The sequence below is a fragment of the Lutimonas sp. genome (genome assembly GCF_051011215.1).
Classification (GTDB): Bacteria; Bacteroidota; Bacteroidia; order Flavobacteriales; family Flavobacteriaceae; genus Lutimonas.
The window spans coordinates 1-16,335 of sequence record NZ_JBPCUJ010000159.1 but is presented as its reverse complement, the minus strand read 5'-3'; the positions used below and the strand labels follow the sequence as shown (position 1 = coordinate 16,335).

Sequence of the window (16,335 nt, the reverse complement as noted above, 5' to 3'; positions counted from 1 at the left end):
CCGTTTATTTGGATAAGTAGTAATGTCTGACACCACCTTGGATAATTCATTGATTGTTCGGGATCGCTTCAGAAAGCCAATGGGGATTTTCTATTCGGTTTGTATTTGCTAAATTAGTTGCAGAAACACCTAACGAAATCAAATATTAACGCTTTAGCCGCAAGCAGAAAATACGGAAATGGAAGAAAAAGAGAAACCACGACTTTCGCGATTAACTGCTATTCTTACCCAACTACAATCCAAAAGAATTATTACAGCAAAAAAGCTTGCTGAAAAGCATAACGTCAGTGTAAGAACCATTTATCGTGATATTCGGACACTCGAAAAATCAGGAATACCGATTGTGACTGAAGAAGGGAAAGGTTATTCTATCATGGAGGGCTATCATCTCCCACCGGTGCTATTTACAGAGAATGAAGCGAATGCATTGATTACGATAGAACAAATGGCTATTAAAAACAAAGATCTCTCATTTGTTAAAAACATAACGAGTGCCATAGAAAAAATAAAAGCCATTTTACGCTATTCTCAAAAGGGTAATGCCGAATTATTGGCGGACCGAATTTATTTTAGTGGGAATAATAATCAAGAAAAAACAAGTAGTAACCTAATGCAGATACAATCGGCTTTAACTCAATATAAAGTCCTAAACATAGATTATGTTTCTTCTAAGGATAAACCAACCAATCGAAACATTGAACCTTTTGCTATCTATAGCATTCATGGAGATATCCTACTAGTTGCCTTTTGTCGGTTACGCAATGATTTTAGGCACTTTAGAATAGATTTTATTCAAAAAATTGTGACAGAAAGTAAAACATTTAGCCCACATAATATGACTATAACTGAGTACTTTGAAAAATATGTAAAAAATTAATAATACCCTTGACACACCTCTGTCACAACCCTAATTTACATTTGTAGAAATATTAATTCTAAAATATCTAACAATGGAAATTATCAAAATCACAATCTTATCACTATCATCCTTAATGCTTGTCTTTGTAGGCCTAATGCGGTTGAGTAATCCGATAAAAGCCTATTTAAAGAATTCAGGAATAAAACTAGAAAATGATGCCAGCCTATTAAACGAAATGAGAGGAGTCAGTGGAGTTATGCTTTTTGCAGGAATCATTATTGCTCTCGGAATATTTATTGACAAACTATCCTTTACTTCTTACTTTATTGCTTCTCTCGTTTTTGTAGGTTTCGCATTCGGCAGATTAATCAGTTTAAAAGCTGATGGTAAACCAAGCAAACAGATTACTCAAGGAATTTTATTTGAAATTGTATTAGGAGTAGCAAATGTTTTTTGTTTGATATATAGTTGGAGTTAAACTTAAAAGAAAGCCAGCCAGGAATAAAGTCTTTAAAACATAGAGAAATATTAATAGGAATATAGGATAGTTTTAATGTACTGAGTCGTATTCAAGACCTTAGTTGATCCCTCTTTATTGGGTTTGGTATGACTGAGATAATTGAAATACATCCACCTTTACCGCCACCAAGATCAACTATTCATTCACTATAATACTGAAGGGAAAATATGTTTGCCAACATCTTATAAAATGAAACTCTAGAGTTGGACTACCTGCGAAAATTGCAGGCGCCAGTTCGCTTCGTTCGTGTCTCACGGATTTTCTATTCGGATTTTATTTGCTAAATTAGGTACGCAAACAACGTATCTAATCTTATGTGAAACCGTTGTGTCAATTCCATGATAATGATCAGATCAGACATTATAAACCCTGTAAAATTATATGTTCCTAACCTTGAGCAAGCATCTCTGAATGCTTCTGATCAAGATGCCTCATGTTTTGAATTTAATAATGGTAAATTACTGGTTGGTAGAGGCTTAAAAATCTATTTACGTGTATAAATAATGTCTAAAGCATCAGAAGCAAAAATATTTGACACCATCATTATTGGTGGAGGCCAAGCTGGCCTATCAGTAGGCTATTTCATGAAAAAAACGGATTTGGATTATCTACTCCTAGATAATCAAACTAAATCGGGTGGGTCATGGTTACAGACTTGGGATAGTTTGAATCTTTTTTCACCTTCAAAATACAGTTCCCTATCTGGTTGGCAAATGCCCGCTACGCAACGTGAATATCCGACAAAGGATGAGCTTCTAAGTTATTTGTCAGCTTATGAAAAAAGATATGACTTTCCTATTGTTAGAAATACGAGCGTCATTCAAGTTTCAAAAAAAAAGGATGTCTTTGTCATTGAAACCAATAATGGCGTTCTGTTGTGTAAAAGTGTAGTAAGTGCAACTGGTACAGCAATGGCTCCATTTGTGCCAGCATACCCAAATTCGGATAGGTATAAAGGAAAACAGATCCACTCCATAGATTACAGGAACACAAATGGTTTAAGGAATAAAAAAGTACTCATCGTTGGTGCAGGAAATTCCGGGGCGCAAATTTTGGCGGAAGTTTCGAAAGTTACCACCACAAAATGGGTTACTTTAGAACCACCTGTATTCTTACCGGAAGATATTGATGGACGCTATTTATTTGTGCAAGCCAATAACAGTTATTTCAATAAAAAAGAAGCGGCATATACTGAAAACATATCTCTAAGTAATATTGTTCAGATAGAAAGTGTTAAAGAGGGTTTAAAAAATGGTGTTTATAAAGATTACAGACCATTCAAAGCATTTTATGACCAGGGTGTAATATGGAGTGATGATTCAAAAGAATCTTTTGATCTTGTAATTTGGTGTACTGGATTTAGGTCTAATTTAGGCCACTTAGAAAAGTTAGGAATTACCCATAATAATAGGATTACAACAGAAAACACAGGGTCTATTGATGTGCCAGGCTTGTGGCTTGTGGGTTATGGGAATTGGACTGGCTTTGCGTCTGCTACAATTTATGGCGTTGGTAAAACCGCCAAACATACCGTAGAGGAAATAATTAGTTTTTTTAAAAAAAACTCGACACAGAAAAATGTATAGGATATGGTTTGCTTGATCCGCCGCGATATCATATGCAGAACCGTTGTTCCTACTTAAATTATGAATAGAAAAGAGCTAATAGTCAATGTTATTACAATAAGTATTATTCTGATTTTACCGCATACTGCGCTCATTCCAAATTTTGTCTATAGCATTCCGATCTTACTTTTGGTCTGGCTCGTCTTAAAATACTCCAAGGCAACTTTTTCTGACATTGGTTTCAGCTTTGGACGATTCCAATTAAAGTCAATTCTCATAGGAGGTCTTATTGCCATCATCACATTGGCCTTTATGCAGCTTATCTTCTTTCCAGTTTTGGAGCATTTTGTAACTTTCAAAGACACAGATGTAGCACTGTATGAATTCTTAAGAGCGAACCAATGGCAATACATTTTCATACTCATCATGGGATGGTTGATAGGCGGATTATATGAAGAAATAGTTTTTCATGGTTTTATCTTTTCAAGATTAGAAAAAATATTTCCAGGTAGGTATTCCAGTCAAATAAGTTTCACTTTAACAGCCTTTTTTTTTGGTGCTTATCACTTTCAATTAGGAGTTGACGGACTTCTTAATGCGTTGCTGGTGGGGGCGGTATACCTTGTTTTGTTTTTATATTTTAAAAGAAATTTATGGTATTCTATCTGCTGCCATGGTATTTACAATACAATAGTTATTACCTTAATCTATCAAGGATATCTATAATTGAATAATCAATTAAGTACAAGAAACCTGCTATTTCATTGTTGAGGAACTTCAATTAATTATAATCATATCTTTATAGCAACTAAGCTCTGATGATAAAATTAAATTATTTATAATGCCAAAATAGACTATGAAAAGATTTATACTTATTGTATGCTATTTGAGTATCTATTCTTTTTGTGCCTGTAACCAGGAACAAGTTAGTGACTTAAAATTAATGTCATATAATATAAGGCATGGGGAAGGAATGGATTCAATGCTGGATTTATCTCGTGTTGCCGAAATCATAAAAGCACAAGAACCAGACCTTTGCGGTTTACAGGAAATAGATAATTTTTGCCTGCGATCTGATAGCGTAGGACAAACAGACTATTTGGCTCAAAAAGTAGGTATGACCGGAGCGTTTGGTAAATTCATGGACTATCAAGGAGGTGAATACGGCATGGCAACGCTGTCTTCAAAACCATTGATTTCAACAATGCTATTACAATTACCTGATGGAATAGATGAACCTCGCTCTGCTATAATTCATGAAGTCGAAATAGCAGTTGGCTGTACCATTATTTTTGTAAATGTTCATTTTGATTGGGTTGAAGATAAGGAAGGTGTTTCTAGTCGTTTAAACCAAGCAAAAACATTGATGCAATATATCAACACATTGAACAAAGCCACAATTATAACTGGCGATTTTAATTGCACACCAGATTCACCTACCATGCAATATTTTTATGAACAAGGGTTTGAATTTATAAATAAAGGAGCGGATAATTTAAGCTTTCAGGGAACCGTCAAGTCTGAAATTGACCATGTGATTTACCGCAATACAAAAAGTGTAAAATTCAGAGTAAAAAAGAGCATGCTGCTAGATGAAGCAGTGGTATCTGACCATCGTCCCCTCATTGCTGAAATGGAAGTGGTTTATTGATTGTATTATGGATTCAGTAAAAAAAGATAGTATGTACGTTTATAATTAATTGCTGTTGAATTTCCTCTTCGGAAATCACTAGAAAATAATTAACTTGGTCCTTAATCGTAAAATTCTAACCGCTTTTGCCGCAACAATCATCATCAAACCGTTGTGGCTAATTTAAACCCACTTCATGAAATTATTTAGAAGAATTAGACATAAGTTGATTTTAGATAATAAGAAAACTCAATATCTAAAGTACGCCTTAGGAGAAATTGTATTGGTCGTAATCGGTATTTTGATTGCCCTTCAGATAAATAACTGGAATCAGTCTATTAAGAATAAAAGATCTCTGGATGAGTATTTAGTGAAGATCAAATCCCATACATCTGAAGATATAGAACAGCTAGAGCAATTAGCCAATGGGAGAAAGCAAATTGCTGACATTTGTAAAAAAGCAAGAAATAGTATCTTAGAGAAGACCGAAAAAGACAATCTTTTTTTGTTTATGACCAGTGGTTCTGCGTTTGTCGATTTTTATTTTAAACCGAATATTGGAGGTTATCAATCATTGAAAAATTCAGCATATTATGGAAAAATAAACAATACCAAACTTGATTCCCTTTTGGCAAAATACTATGGTTTAGTAGATGTTATCGCCGAAAATGAAAACAGCTATAACCAGTATACCGTGCATCAAGAAAATTATCTTGATACCCAATTCGATAGGTCGCTTATTTTGGCAGCTGCTTTTATCCCTCAAGATTCTTTAGCCATAAAAGCAACTCCACAGTCTGAATATGACCAAGCTTTCATAGAATACACCGCCAAACCAGCTTATAGAAATGTTATTAATCTAGCGGCTTGGCAATTCGACACCATGATAAGCCAATACAATCAATTAACTGAAATTGGGCATCTAATTATTAATGAAATAGACACGATTACAGAAGATTAAAGCAGAAAAATGATAAAGAATTTCGCATTGTTAACGCTCCTACTAGTATTTGTTAGCTGAAAAAAAGAGGACCCAATAAATCAAATATGAATAACAACATGCAAGTGGTTATTAATTTTTTCGAAGAAACATACAATCGCAAAAACTATGATTATGTGATTGACTATTTTGCAGCAGATTATTTTTAGCAGAGACTTGATGGAGCAAGAACAAGCGTGGATGCTGTAAGGATTATAAAAGGGGCAGAAAGTATTTTTTCTCAGATTTAACTGTTGTTGTCGAAGATGTAATTGCAGAAAATGATTTAATAGCAATAAGGCTGCCATTTAACGGGACTCATAGTGACACTTTTTCAGGAATAGAAAAAACCAAATAAAATATATCATGGGAAGCCATGGAGTTCTTTAGAATGAAAGACTGGTTGATCACAAGGTCATACCTTATCAAATTCAATATTCGTATCAGTTTTGACGAATAGAAAGATGATCCATTCTCAGGGCGACTCATATTCCGGAATGTCGGGGCGTATTTAAAATAAATTATTTTATAAGCAAAATCTATTCGATTAAATATTGACGTAAGGAAATCAACCACTATTCGTCTATATTGGTATCTTAATTAAAGCATATTTATTAACTAGAAAAGAAAGGAACTTAAAGTATGCTAACTTGGAAAGATGTTATTCGGTTTTCAGTGCATGGAAACCCAATGCCAGACCGACGTGTTGAAAAAACAGAAGCGGAATGGAAAACTCAATTAACTCCGGAGCAATTCAGAATTACACGACAAAAAGGTACAGAACCTGCGCATACAGGAGCACTCTGCAGTATTTATGATGAAGGTAAATACAATTGTGTGTGTTGTGATACTCCTTTATTTGATTCTACCATTAAATTTAGCTCTGGCTCAGGCTGGCCTAGTTTTACACAACCTGTTAAAGAAAATGCTATTAAATACGAAAGAGATACAGCATTTGGTATGGTACGCGTTGAGGTATTGTGTAATACTTGTGATGCTCATTTAGGACATATATTTCCTGATGGACCTGAGCCGAGTGGATTACGCTATTGTATAAATTCAGCATCAATGACTTTAGATAAGGAGACGGCTCATGAGAACTAATATGCAAATTGCCACATTTGGCGGAGGATGCTTTTGGTGTACAGAAGCAGTATTTCAGGAAGTAAAAGGTGTGGAAAAAGTCGTTTCCGGGTACTCTGGTGGTAATGTGCCAGGAAAACCAACCTATAGAGAAATTTGTTCTGGCTTAACCGGACATGCAGAAGTGGTGCAAGTTACTTTTGATGCTGCTGTCATATCATACGAAGATATCTTAGTTATTTTTATGACTACCCACGATCCAACAACCTTGAACCAACAAGGAGCAGATCGTGGCACGCAATATCGTTCAGTAATTTATTATCATGACGAAGGACAAAAGGAAATCGCAGAAATTGTTGTAAAGGAGTTGACTCCTTATTATGAAAATCCTATAGTTACTGAAGTTGCTGAAGCTCAAACCTTTCACGAAGCTGAAAAAGAACATCAAAATTATTATAGAAACAATCAGTCTCAAGGATATTGTAGTTTTGTGATAACACCAAAGCTTAAGAAACTTCGGGAGCTTCATGCGGATAAACTAAAGAGCGCTTAATGATACCATGTAGTTTAAATTACACTAGGGTAATTCTGAAAATGAATTACCCTAGTGATAATTCTAAAATTTAAATTGAAAGAGATGTTTTGGTGTCAAATCAAACAGAAAACAATTTTTGAAGGCTCCAGAATTGAATGTTTCACATCGGATGGATGGTTCTGGAAACACAATAGATGCAGTAATTGAATTTTTAAATACATTACAATAAATGGTATTAGATATTAAACTTTATGGTGCCGATAGATGTCATAAAACTCGTTATTATAAAACCTTCTTTACCCAAAAAGGTGTAGCGTTTTCATTTCGAGATGTTGAATCTAATGGTATTTTTGCTGAAGAATTAAGAGATTTGTACGAGAACAGGAAACTTCATTTTCCAACGATCACCATTGATAAAAAGAAATTGCGAAATCCATCTGATAATGAACTAAATAAATGGCTGGACAAACTAAAATAGCATTGGGTGGCGGTTGTCACTGGTGTACAGAAGCTGTTTTTCAATCTTTAAAAGGAGTTGATAGAGTAGAACAAGGGTATGTTGCATCTATAGATGAAAACAGTACATTTTCTGAAGCTGTGATAGTTCATTTTAATCCTGATTTAATTTCTCTTCAAACCTTGATTGAAGTTCACTTACATACGCACAAAAGCACATCAGCACATTCTATGAGAGATAGGTATCGTTCGGCGATTTACATTTTTTCAGAAAAACAATCGGAGGAAGCAAGAAATATATTAAACGGGTTTCAGACTGAATTTGAAAACCAACTGATAACAGAAATATATCCTTTTTCTGAATTTAAAACTTCAAGAGAAGCGATACAGAATTACTATCTGAAAAATCCTGAAAGACCCTTTTGTAAAAAGTTTATTGATCCAAAATTAAAACTTTTACAAGAAAAATTTTCAAATAAAACTAAATTTGTAAAAGCATAAAATAATCATGCTGAAATAAGGTATATCTGTTATTTCCTCGGGAATACGATGCATGTACCCAAGGCTGGCAACAATTGGAATAAGATAATTATGACACTGAAAGAAACTCTTGAACAACTTGAAGCTCTGATTGATGAAAGGACACGAACCCACAACATAAAGAAAGGTGTAGGTGATAATCAGTATGGTGTAAAGTTGGGCGATATTCGCAAGGTCGCGAAGAAGATAAAGGCCAACCATGCGCTGGCCCTTGATCTGTGGAAAACAGAGAATTTTGACGCTCGGATGCTGGCCATGCTCATTATCAACCCCAAGGAGCTTTCAGTGAATGAATTGGATGCGATGGTGCGATCGGTGACATATGTACGTGTGGCAGACTGGATAAATTCTTATGTAGTGAAACTGCATCCGGACAACGAAACGCTGCGACAAAAATGGATGTTGGACGATCATCCTATGGCTTCCCGTGCCGGATGGAACCTGACAAGTCAGCGCGTGAATAAGAATCCTGAAATGATCGATATACCGGCATTACTGGACCGAATAGAAAACGAAATGTCGATGGCTGCTCCAGAAGCTCAGTGGACAATGAACTTTAGCTTGGTCGAGATAGGTGTTCACCATCCAGATTATCGCAGGCGGGCCATTGAAATTGGAGAAAAGCTGGGTGTTTACAGCGAATATCCAAGTGTAAAGGGCTGTACATCACCATTCGCACCGGTCTGGATAAAAGAAATGGTGAGCAGACAAGTATAATTACATGGGCTTTTGCCCATTTTGGTTTTATCACGTGCCCTGAAGTAGCGGGCTCTTTGATGTAATTATTGGCCGTATTTCAATCCTTTTACATCAACTTTAAAAAAAGTTGATTCCAACCATTTTACTGTCCGCATATTAAGTCTAAATCAACTGTTTTTCCGTAAATTAACCTACAAAAACAGGTATGTATCATATCATGGAATCCAAGCAAATAAAAACCAACATCTTGAAAAATAATCGAATTATACAGTTGCTATTTATTTTCGCATGTATTCTTTTTTATTCCTGTAAAGAGAAAGAAACTGCCTTGGGAATACTGCAAAAAACAATTAATTCAATAGATTCAATTGAAACGATCTACTACAAACAAGACATGACCAGATCAAACCCTCGAAATATGAATGATACTATTTTTCGATACAGAGAAATGTATTTTAAAAGACTTAGAAGTGACTCTATTGTAGGAGTTAAAGGGCATTGGTACATGTATTCAGATGATAAGATAAATGTTCGTTTTGAAGATGTTTATGATGGAAAAAGATTGATTCGCATGAATAACAGGGATAGTATTGCTACCATCTTTGATTTGGAAAAATATCCTGATTTTAAAAAGAAACATTTCTGGAGTCACAACACCCTTTATGGAATGCAGCATGAGTTCAGGCATATGTTAGCGCATCAGGACTCTTACTCAATTGTAAGATTAAATGATACTATTGCAGGTGATAAAAACTGTTTTAAAATTTTAGTGAAATTAGAAAATAAAATGTCAATGCCCGGATTTATGAGCAAACTTGAAGATAATAAAGGAATTGTTTCGGAAACCTTGTATATAATTGATAAGAAAACATATTATGTTATTCGAATGAGAGGAGAGAATTATAACCTTAAAACTCCTGATCAAAAGATATTTATTGATCAAAAATACTATGATATTAAATTTAACCTAAAGATTGATGAATCGAAACAGTTCGATACCTCTAATAAATCAATTAATGAATTTGAAAAAAGAAATGTGAAACCATCGTGAATTCGCCTTAAGCAATAATTTATCATCGGGAAATTGTGGAAATCAACTCTCACATTTTTATCTTAAAATACCTTTTAACCAATAAAATACAATAAAGATAAGCCTGACATCAAGAGGCACGAGAGGAGATATGGAACCATATTTATAAGTCATTGGTCGGCTCCTGTGAAAAAGTCAATTATTAGTTTTACATTTAGTTCTGAGAAACGATACAAACGCTGGAGGAAAATAGTAGCTGCACAGCCCAGATAGATGCTGATACCGATATGAATTCAATAAATATTTTCATAACTGATACAGATTCGATTTCTGACACTGACAACATCTTAAGAAAAGGTGGAGGTAAAACGAAAACAGCAGAATTAGCAAATACCTATCCTAATTCTAAACTTTTGCTAAATCATTGGGGCACTGCAGATGCACCAGATTTTTCACCGTTTAATGCAGACCCGGAGGTTATAAAAAAATTAGTGGTACATCCAGAGCGTATTGTGATATTAGCCCCAGGCCAACCTTTCCTACTGGAGAAATTAAAGAACTAAATTTATGATGACTTTTTTTAAAAGAACATTTTGGCTTGTACTGTCAATGTTTGTGTTGAATTCGTGTGATGACGAAAAGAATTCACAGGCCATTCTCAATTCAGATAAAATGATTGTTAGACTCACGGAAATTGAAATAGAGCCAACATATCTCGATGCCTACTTGTCAATATTAAAAGAGGAATCTAAAGCTTCGGTAGAATTAGAGGAAGGGGTTATTTCAATTTATCCCATGTACCTGAAGGAAAAAGAAAACCAAATTAGAATATTGGAAATTTATGCCGATAAAAAAGCATACGAGTCTCATTTGCAGACTCCGCATTTCAAACATTACAAAACAACTACAATAAAAATGGTTACGTCCCTTAAATTAATTGATATGCACGCAATAGACGTAGAATCAATGCCAATGATATTTGAAAAAATGAAAGCAAACTGACATAAGAATTAGCGAGTGTTTATAACTAAATTACTGATTTGCATTTGATTTAGAGGGGCTTGCGTGTCTATTGATTCCACATATGTGGCACGAGTTTTCTTTTCGGTCTGTATTTACTACATTCGCTGCTTATGGATGTAGTTAATCATCAAGCAACCCTATTGAATTTGAGTAACTGCACATGGGAAGATCCTTTAGGTGTACGAGAAAGTAGATTTTTTAATATTATAGATGGAAATATTAAATTTCAGCATGGGTGCTGTGACAAATTATCGTTTTTAAGGACGGGCAATCTGCCTGTTCCCGCCGAATAGCATAAGAAGGTTCATCAAAGGGTGCAACTGATCAGGATGTTAAATCGCATTAAAATAAGACATTATATGAGTTTGAAAATTATTGGCGCAGGCTTCGGAAGAACTGGAACATTATCCACTCAATTAGCGTTGAATAAGCTTGGTTATTCTTGTTATCATATGAAAGAAGTAAATAAGAAAGCGAATAAAAATCATTTGGATTTCTGGTTGGAGGTTGCAGAATCACCTGAAAATGCTCCACATAACTGGGATGATGTTTTTCAAAATTATTCAGCTACAATAGACTATCCAAGCAGTTGTGTATGGAAAGAGTTGATGGAGGCAAATCCAGATGCCAAAATTTTATTAACTCTTCATCCAGGAGGACCCGAAGCATGGTATAAAAGTACGACCGATACGATTTATAGCATCTCAAAAATGTGGGAGAGTAAATTACTGTCGTTTTTTATTCCTCCACTAAATAAGATGCAAAGAATGACTTCAAAGTTGATTTGGAAGAGATTTCTTAAAGGTTCCATGGATCATAAACAAGGGGCTATGGATCGTTATAATGAGCATATAAAGGACGTTAAGAGTCAGGTCCCACCGAATAAACTATTAATATTTTCGGTGGATCAAGGCTGGGGACCATTATGTACGTTTTTAGAGAAAGAAGTGCCTAATGAAGATTTCCCCAGAGTCAATGATAAGGAAGAAATGAAGAAAATGTTGCGAATGTTGTCTGTTGTAACTCGAAGTGTATTGCTATTGATTTTCCTTTTGGTAATATATATTATTTGGCGATTACTGTAAATAAAGTACAAGCCTAACTTACAATGAACATTTTGTTATATTTGGCTCCATATGAATGAGTATTTCAGATCAATTATTCTGCAATGTACAGGAGCTTCCTCTCTCATTGAGAAAGAGACGATTCAGGAATTGTGGAGTGGTTATGGTAAAATCATGCGCATCGGATTAGAAAATGCTTCTGTTGATAGTGTCATAATAAAACACGTTCAGATACCCAGAAATAAGAATCATCCCAGAGGATGGAACACTGACATTGGCCATCAACGAAAGGTCAAGTCCTACCAGGTAGAAACTACCTGGTATGAGCGATACAGTAAAAACAGTATAGCACGTCTGCCTCATTGCTTGGCGATTGAAACCAAAGATGATGAGGTACTTATGGTGATGGAAGATTTGGATGAAGCTGGTTATTACTTGCGCAAAAATGTTCTCAGATGGGAAGAAATAGCTAATTGTTTGGCATGGCTGGCACAATTTCATGCAAGTTTCCTGGGTGAAATTCCCAACGCACTTTGGGAAGTAGGAACCTATTGGCAATTACAGACCCGACCTCAGGAGTTGGCCGTATTGGATGATCTAAGATTGAAAGAGGCAGCACCGATGATTGATCAAAAACTAAATACCTGTGAATTCAAGACATTTGTTCACGGCGATGCGAAATTGGCAAACTTTTGTTTTGCTGAAGATGGTCAGGTGGCTGGCTTAGATTTTCAGTATGTTGGTGGGGGATGTGGTATAAAAGATGTAGCTTATTTTATAGGAAGTTGTCTGAATGAAAGTGAGTGTGAACGTTTGGAATCACAGATCCTGGATACCTATTTTGAACACCTGCAAAATGAATTAAAGGAAAGAAATGAAGCGCTTGAACTTGAATGGAGGTCTCTATACCATATAGCCTGGGCGGATTTTCATCGCTTTTTAAAAGGATGGAGTCCCGGCCACTGGAAAATTAATAGTTATAGTGAACGTATAACAACTGAAGTAATCAAAAACCTATAGGTATGGATCTGGAACAACTCAACAAAATAGCGATCACCGCTGCTCTTGCAGCCGGAAAAGTGATTCAGAAGTATATGAATGATGAGGTTAAAGTGGAGAAAAAGGCAGGAGGGGATAGCTATGCTTCACAAGTGGTGACTGCCGTGGACATTGAGTGTGAAAAAGTAATTCTTTCTCATTTACTTCCTTCTTGTAAAGAGTTTCATTTGGCAATTTTATCAGAAGAAACAGAGGATGACGGTAGTCGATTAGAAGAAGAATTTTTTTGGTGTGTTGACCCAATGGACGGAACGCTTGCTTTTATCAATGGACATCCTGGTTTTTCTGTATCAATTGCATTAATCTCAAAAAGCGGGACACCCTATATAGGAGTTGTTTTTGATCCTAGTACAGATACCATGTACCATGCAGTCAAAGGAATTGGGGCCTTTAAAAATGGGCATCCATGGGAAATAAAGCATAGAAATAACTATTTGACTTATGTGACAGATCGAAAGTTGAAGGATACACCGCGCGCAGAAGAAATAGAAAGTATGCTCAATGAACAGGTAAAGAAGTTGGCTTTGAATGGGATTACAGAATTGGACGGAGCAGGATCGGTATTAAATGCCATCCTTGTACTGGAAAATGGTCCTGCCTGCATGCTGAAATTCCCGAAAAAAGAAAACGGTGGAGGGAGTATATGGGACTTCGCTGCAACAGCCTGCATGTACCAGGAATTGGGCTTGCCGGCAACTACTTTTGAGGGAGGAAGATTGGACTTGAACAGAAAGGATGGCTCTTTCATGAATCATGAAGGGGTTTTTTATGCCAATTTAATATTGGTACGTAGCTAAATTAAAGGAGATTGATTTCTTAATCTTTATAAATTTTTAAGCTACTTGGCATGGATTATAGAGCGAACCATATCGAGGCCAAGCACAAATTTTGCGCATTATTTCTTAACCGCAGATGACAGTGTTTAAATCCAGACGCTAATTATGGTAGTCGACTGTCTATTTGGGATGTTATTTTTGGCATCTCAAAAATTACGCGAAAGTATGCGTCGCGCTTTGGTTTCTGGAATCAAGTAAAAGAACCATATTATGTACATCTGCTGTTTCAAATGATCACTTCTAAAGATTCAAGGAACGAACTACATTCAGTCAATACCAATAATGATTATGATCCATCTATAGACTTCAAAGAGTATACAAAATAAAGACATGACCAGAAGTAACCAATAAGGAAGATACTCTCTTAATCATCAGCATAGAAAAATATAGTTCTTACCCGAAATATTCAACTTTCTTAAAATAAAAGGCGAAAATTACATTTTGATCAGAAATTTTAGCAAAATATTAAATGTATTTTGTTTAATTTTATTTAAATTTACTTAGACAAAATGGGGTGAATACCGAAAAGCCCCATGAGTAGTAAGAATTTAATTTAATAATAATGGAAAATTTAGTAAAATTATCGCAAATTATTGTCGCATTGTCTGTTCTGTATGTTTGGACCTTTAGGTTTCATAATGTCATAATAGAATTTAAACAATTTGGATTAAGTGATTTAACTCGAAATTTTGTCGGAGCGACAAAAATAGCATTAGCTACATTACTTTTAGCAGGAATTTGGTATCCCTCATTAGTTCTCATCCCATCGATTCTTATGGGTGTTTTTATGCTCGTCGCTCAATATTTTCATTTCAAAGTCAGCAACCCATTTATAAAGCATTTGCCATCACTTATTCTACTTCTTCTATGCGGATTTATAGCATATTCATCCATTTAAAAAATGAGCACGCTTGCAGTAACGATATGTATTTTAATATCCAGTTTGTCATTCTTTGCTTATGCCTTTTCTTATTTTTATGAGCCGCATATGAAAAACGAGTTCAAGCGTTTTGGGTTAGAAAAAATTGGACTAACAACAATTTTATTGGAAATTACAGGAGCTTTTGGTTTGCTGGTTGGATTTAAATTTCCTCTTATTTTAATGATATCTTCTCTTGGCCTTACATTACTTATGTTTGCTGGCGTTATTGTAAGAATAAAAATAAAAGATAGCCTCAGGGTTTCGTTGCCAGCTATTTTTTTTATGTTTTTAAACGCATATATTTTTTTGGATTCGATAAGTTTGATTCATTGAGATAAAAAAATATGAGAGTAAATAGGTAGCAAATTTTATCTTGTGATACTGAGTTCTCGATTTATCAATATAATTTCTACAGATTTTACCGTGATAATGTTGACGTATTTTATGAATTGAAATGTTTTTATTTGGAAATTAATGAGGATTCTTCTCTCTTTCATTTTTCTTTTACTAACTTAGATGTTAACATTATTAAGAAACCATACGAACATGTTGAAGATGATTTAGTTAAATGGTTGTACTTTTTTCAATTGTTAATCGAATTTATATAGAGAGTTATTACAAAACTTGCTGCTGATGGAGTCTATAAAAATGGGGTTTCGAAATAATTGAAATTGCCTTGATTTCATGGCTTAAGACAAAAAAATGAATTAAACAAAACAGTAACCAGTATATTTTGGTTAAACGAACTATTTATAGTAATTAAATCTAGAAAGATGGATAGAATTGATGTTTTAGGGAATTCGAAACCAAGGCGAGACCTTTTTACCAAGCAGCTATTAGCCGAAACTAACGATTATGAACTTCAAGAACTTGTTAGAAAAGCTGCGGAGGAACTCGATAGTCCCATTGCATTAGTTAGCCTTGTCTTGGATCAAGTTCAGTTTTTTAAGGCTCACATCGGATTACCACCTGTTCTTGCATCAGCAAGAGGTACCCATCGAGATGTGTCTTTTTGCCAATTCGTGGTTCGAGATGGAGAAACTTTTGAAGTTAACGATGCGTCGAATGACCCGCGAATACCACAGCATGTTGTGAAAGAATACAATATTCAAGCTTATTTAGGTGTTCCGATAATGGTTGAAGAAAACGTAATGGGTTCGCTTTGTGTGCTTGACACCAAAAAAAGAGGCTTTTCAAAAGAAGAGCACAAGAGTTTGAAAAAACTGGCAAAGCTTGTAAATTCACGTCTTACAGCATTGACAAAAGACCGAAGACAGACCCGACTTGATCTTACGGAGGCTACATTAAAACCGGCTCTTTCAGAGTTGTCTTCGTCATTAACATCAATTCGTAGTTTTATTACATCGTGCTATTCTGCTGAAACTTCTATTCGTACTTACCTCGATCATTCTAATCATTTGTTTTCGAACCAAACACAATATAGTGAGGCTATAAAACTTTCACTTAAAGCTGCAGCAATTGCCTATCAATGGCAGGAAGATCTTCTTCAGGAGATTGATTTCGCAGTTAGTGAT

At 35.1% G+C, this 16,335-nt stretch carries 21 protein-coding genes and 1 pseudogene; all 22 read left to right on the top strand.

What is annotated here, in order from left to right; all coding sequences use genetic code 11:
• Window positions 1-178: 178 nt before the first annotated feature.
• Complete coding sequence (locus tag ACR2MV_RS15090; RefSeq protein WP_434022968.1) at window positions 179-877, top strand: helix-turn-helix transcriptional regulator; 699 nt, start codon at window positions 179-181, stop codon at window positions 875-877.
• A 73-nt stretch (window positions 878-950) separates the two neighbouring features.
• Window positions 951-1,337, top strand: coding sequence for a DUF4345 domain-containing protein (locus ACR2MV_RS15085; protein ID WP_434022967.1), 387 nt, complete (start codon window positions 951-953; stop codon window positions 1,335-1,337).
• 386 nt (window positions 1,338-1,723) lie between these two features.
• Entirely contained in the window at window positions 1,724-1,879 is a 156-nt protein-coding gene (locus ACR2MV_RS15080) for a hypothetical protein (protein ID WP_434022966.1), read from the top strand.
• Window positions 1,880-1,882: 3 nt separating this feature from the next.
• Window positions 1,883-2,965, top strand: coding sequence for an ArsO family NAD(P)H-dependent flavin-containing monooxygenase (locus ACR2MV_RS15075; protein WP_434022964.1), 1,083 nt, complete (start codon window positions 1,883-1,885; stop codon window positions 2,963-2,965).
• A gap of 60 nt (window positions 2,966-3,025) precedes the next feature.
• Entirely contained in the window at window positions 3,026-3,670 is a 645-nt protein-coding gene (locus ACR2MV_RS15070) for a CPBP family intramembrane glutamic endopeptidase (protein WP_434022962.1), read from the top strand.
• A gap of 130 nt (window positions 3,671-3,800) precedes the next feature.
• Window positions 3,801-4,595, top strand: a complete 795-nt coding sequence (locus ACR2MV_RS15065) for an endonuclease/exonuclease/phosphatase family protein (protein ID WP_434022960.1) — start codon at window positions 3,801-3,803, stop codon at window positions 4,593-4,595.
• Window positions 4,596-4,770: 175 nt separating this feature from the next.
• Window positions 4,771-5,535 carry a DUF6090 family protein gene (locus ACR2MV_RS15060; protein ID WP_434022958.1) on the top strand — a complete coding sequence of 255 codons (765 nt, stop codon included), beginning with the start codon at window positions 4,771-4,773 and terminating at the stop codon, window positions 5,533-5,535.
• Between the two features lie 265 nt (window positions 5,536-5,800).
• A pseudogene (locus ACR2MV_RS15055) lies at window positions 5,801-5,911 on the top strand (hypothetical protein); the annotation flags it as partial.
• 284 nt (window positions 5,912-6,195) lie between these two features.
• Window positions 6,196-6,657 (top strand): peptide-methionine (R)-S-oxide reductase MsrB, encoded by a 462-nt coding sequence (gene msrB, locus ACR2MV_RS15050; RefSeq protein WP_434022956.1) that lies wholly within the window; start codon window positions 6,196-6,198, stop codon window positions 6,655-6,657.
• Window positions 6,647-7,189, top strand: coding sequence for a peptide-methionine (S)-S-oxide reductase MsrA (msrA, locus tag ACR2MV_RS15045; RefSeq protein ID WP_434022955.1), 543 nt, complete (start codon window positions 6,647-6,649; stop codon window positions 7,187-7,189). Before msrB ends, msrA begins: the two co-directional genes overlap by 11 nt.
• Before the next feature lie 211 nt (window positions 7,190-7,400).
• Window positions 7,401-7,649 (top strand): glutaredoxin family protein, encoded by a 249-nt coding sequence (locus ACR2MV_RS15040; protein ID WP_434022953.1) that lies wholly within the window; start codon window positions 7,401-7,403, stop codon window positions 7,647-7,649.
• The gene (locus ACR2MV_RS15035; protein WP_434022952.1) at window positions 7,628-8,128 is read left to right on the top strand and encodes a peptide-methionine (S)-S-oxide reductase; all 501 of its coding nucleotides are present in this window, start codon (window positions 7,628-7,630) and stop codon (window positions 8,126-8,128) included. The genes ACR2MV_RS15040 and ACR2MV_RS15035 overlap by 22 nt, the downstream gene beginning before the upstream one ends.
• Window positions 8,129-8,218: 90 nt before the next feature.
• Window positions 8,219-8,884: a DNA alkylation repair protein gene (locus tag ACR2MV_RS15030; RefSeq protein WP_434022950.1), complete on the top strand. Its 666-nt coding sequence runs from the start codon at window positions 8,219-8,221 to the stop codon at window positions 8,882-8,884.
• A gap of 229 nt (window positions 8,885-9,113) precedes the next feature.
• Complete coding sequence (locus tag ACR2MV_RS15025; protein ID WP_434022949.1) at window positions 9,114-9,917, top strand: hypothetical protein; 804 nt, start codon at window positions 9,114-9,116, stop codon at window positions 9,915-9,917.
• Between the two features lie 266 nt (window positions 9,918-10,183).
• Complete coding sequence (locus ACR2MV_RS15020; protein ID WP_434022948.1) at window positions 10,184-10,459, top strand: hypothetical protein; 276 nt, start codon at window positions 10,184-10,186, stop codon at window positions 10,457-10,459.
• Between the two features lie 109 nt (window positions 10,460-10,568).
• Window positions 10,569-10,898: a putative quinol monooxygenase gene (locus tag ACR2MV_RS15015; protein WP_434022946.1), complete on the top strand. Its 330-nt coding sequence runs from the start codon at window positions 10,569-10,571 to the stop codon at window positions 10,896-10,898.
• A 380-nt stretch (window positions 10,899-11,278) separates the two neighbouring features.
• A complete protein-coding gene (locus ACR2MV_RS15010; protein WP_434022944.1) occupies window positions 11,279-12,004 on the top strand; it encodes a sulfotransferase family protein in 726 nt (241 codons plus the stop codon).
• A gap of 51 nt (window positions 12,005-12,055) precedes the next feature.
• Window positions 12,056-13,003 carry a phosphotransferase gene (locus ACR2MV_RS15005; RefSeq protein WP_434022942.1) on the top strand — a complete coding sequence of 316 codons (948 nt, stop codon included), beginning with the start codon at window positions 12,056-12,058 and terminating at the stop codon, window positions 13,001-13,003.
• A gap of 2 nt (window positions 13,004-13,005) precedes the next feature.
• Window positions 13,006-13,839 carry a 3'(2'),5'-bisphosphate nucleotidase CysQ family protein gene (locus ACR2MV_RS15000; RefSeq protein WP_434022940.1) on the top strand — a complete coding sequence of 278 codons (834 nt, stop codon included), beginning with the start codon at window positions 13,006-13,008 and terminating at the stop codon, window positions 13,837-13,839.
• 601 nt (window positions 13,840-14,440) lie between these two features.
• Window positions 14,441-14,776 (top strand): DoxX family protein, encoded by a 336-nt coding sequence (locus tag ACR2MV_RS14995; protein WP_434022939.1) that lies wholly within the window; start codon window positions 14,441-14,443, stop codon window positions 14,774-14,776.
• A gap of 3 nt (window positions 14,777-14,779) precedes the next feature.
• Window positions 14,780-15,133, top strand: coding sequence for a DoxX family protein (locus ACR2MV_RS14990; RefSeq protein ID WP_434022937.1), 354 nt, complete (start codon window positions 14,780-14,782; stop codon window positions 15,131-15,133).
• Between the two features lie 440 nt (window positions 15,134-15,573).
• On the top strand, window positions 15,574-16,335 hold a 762-nt coding region (locus ACR2MV_RS14985), incomplete at its 3' end, for a GAF domain-containing protein (RefSeq protein WP_434022936.1).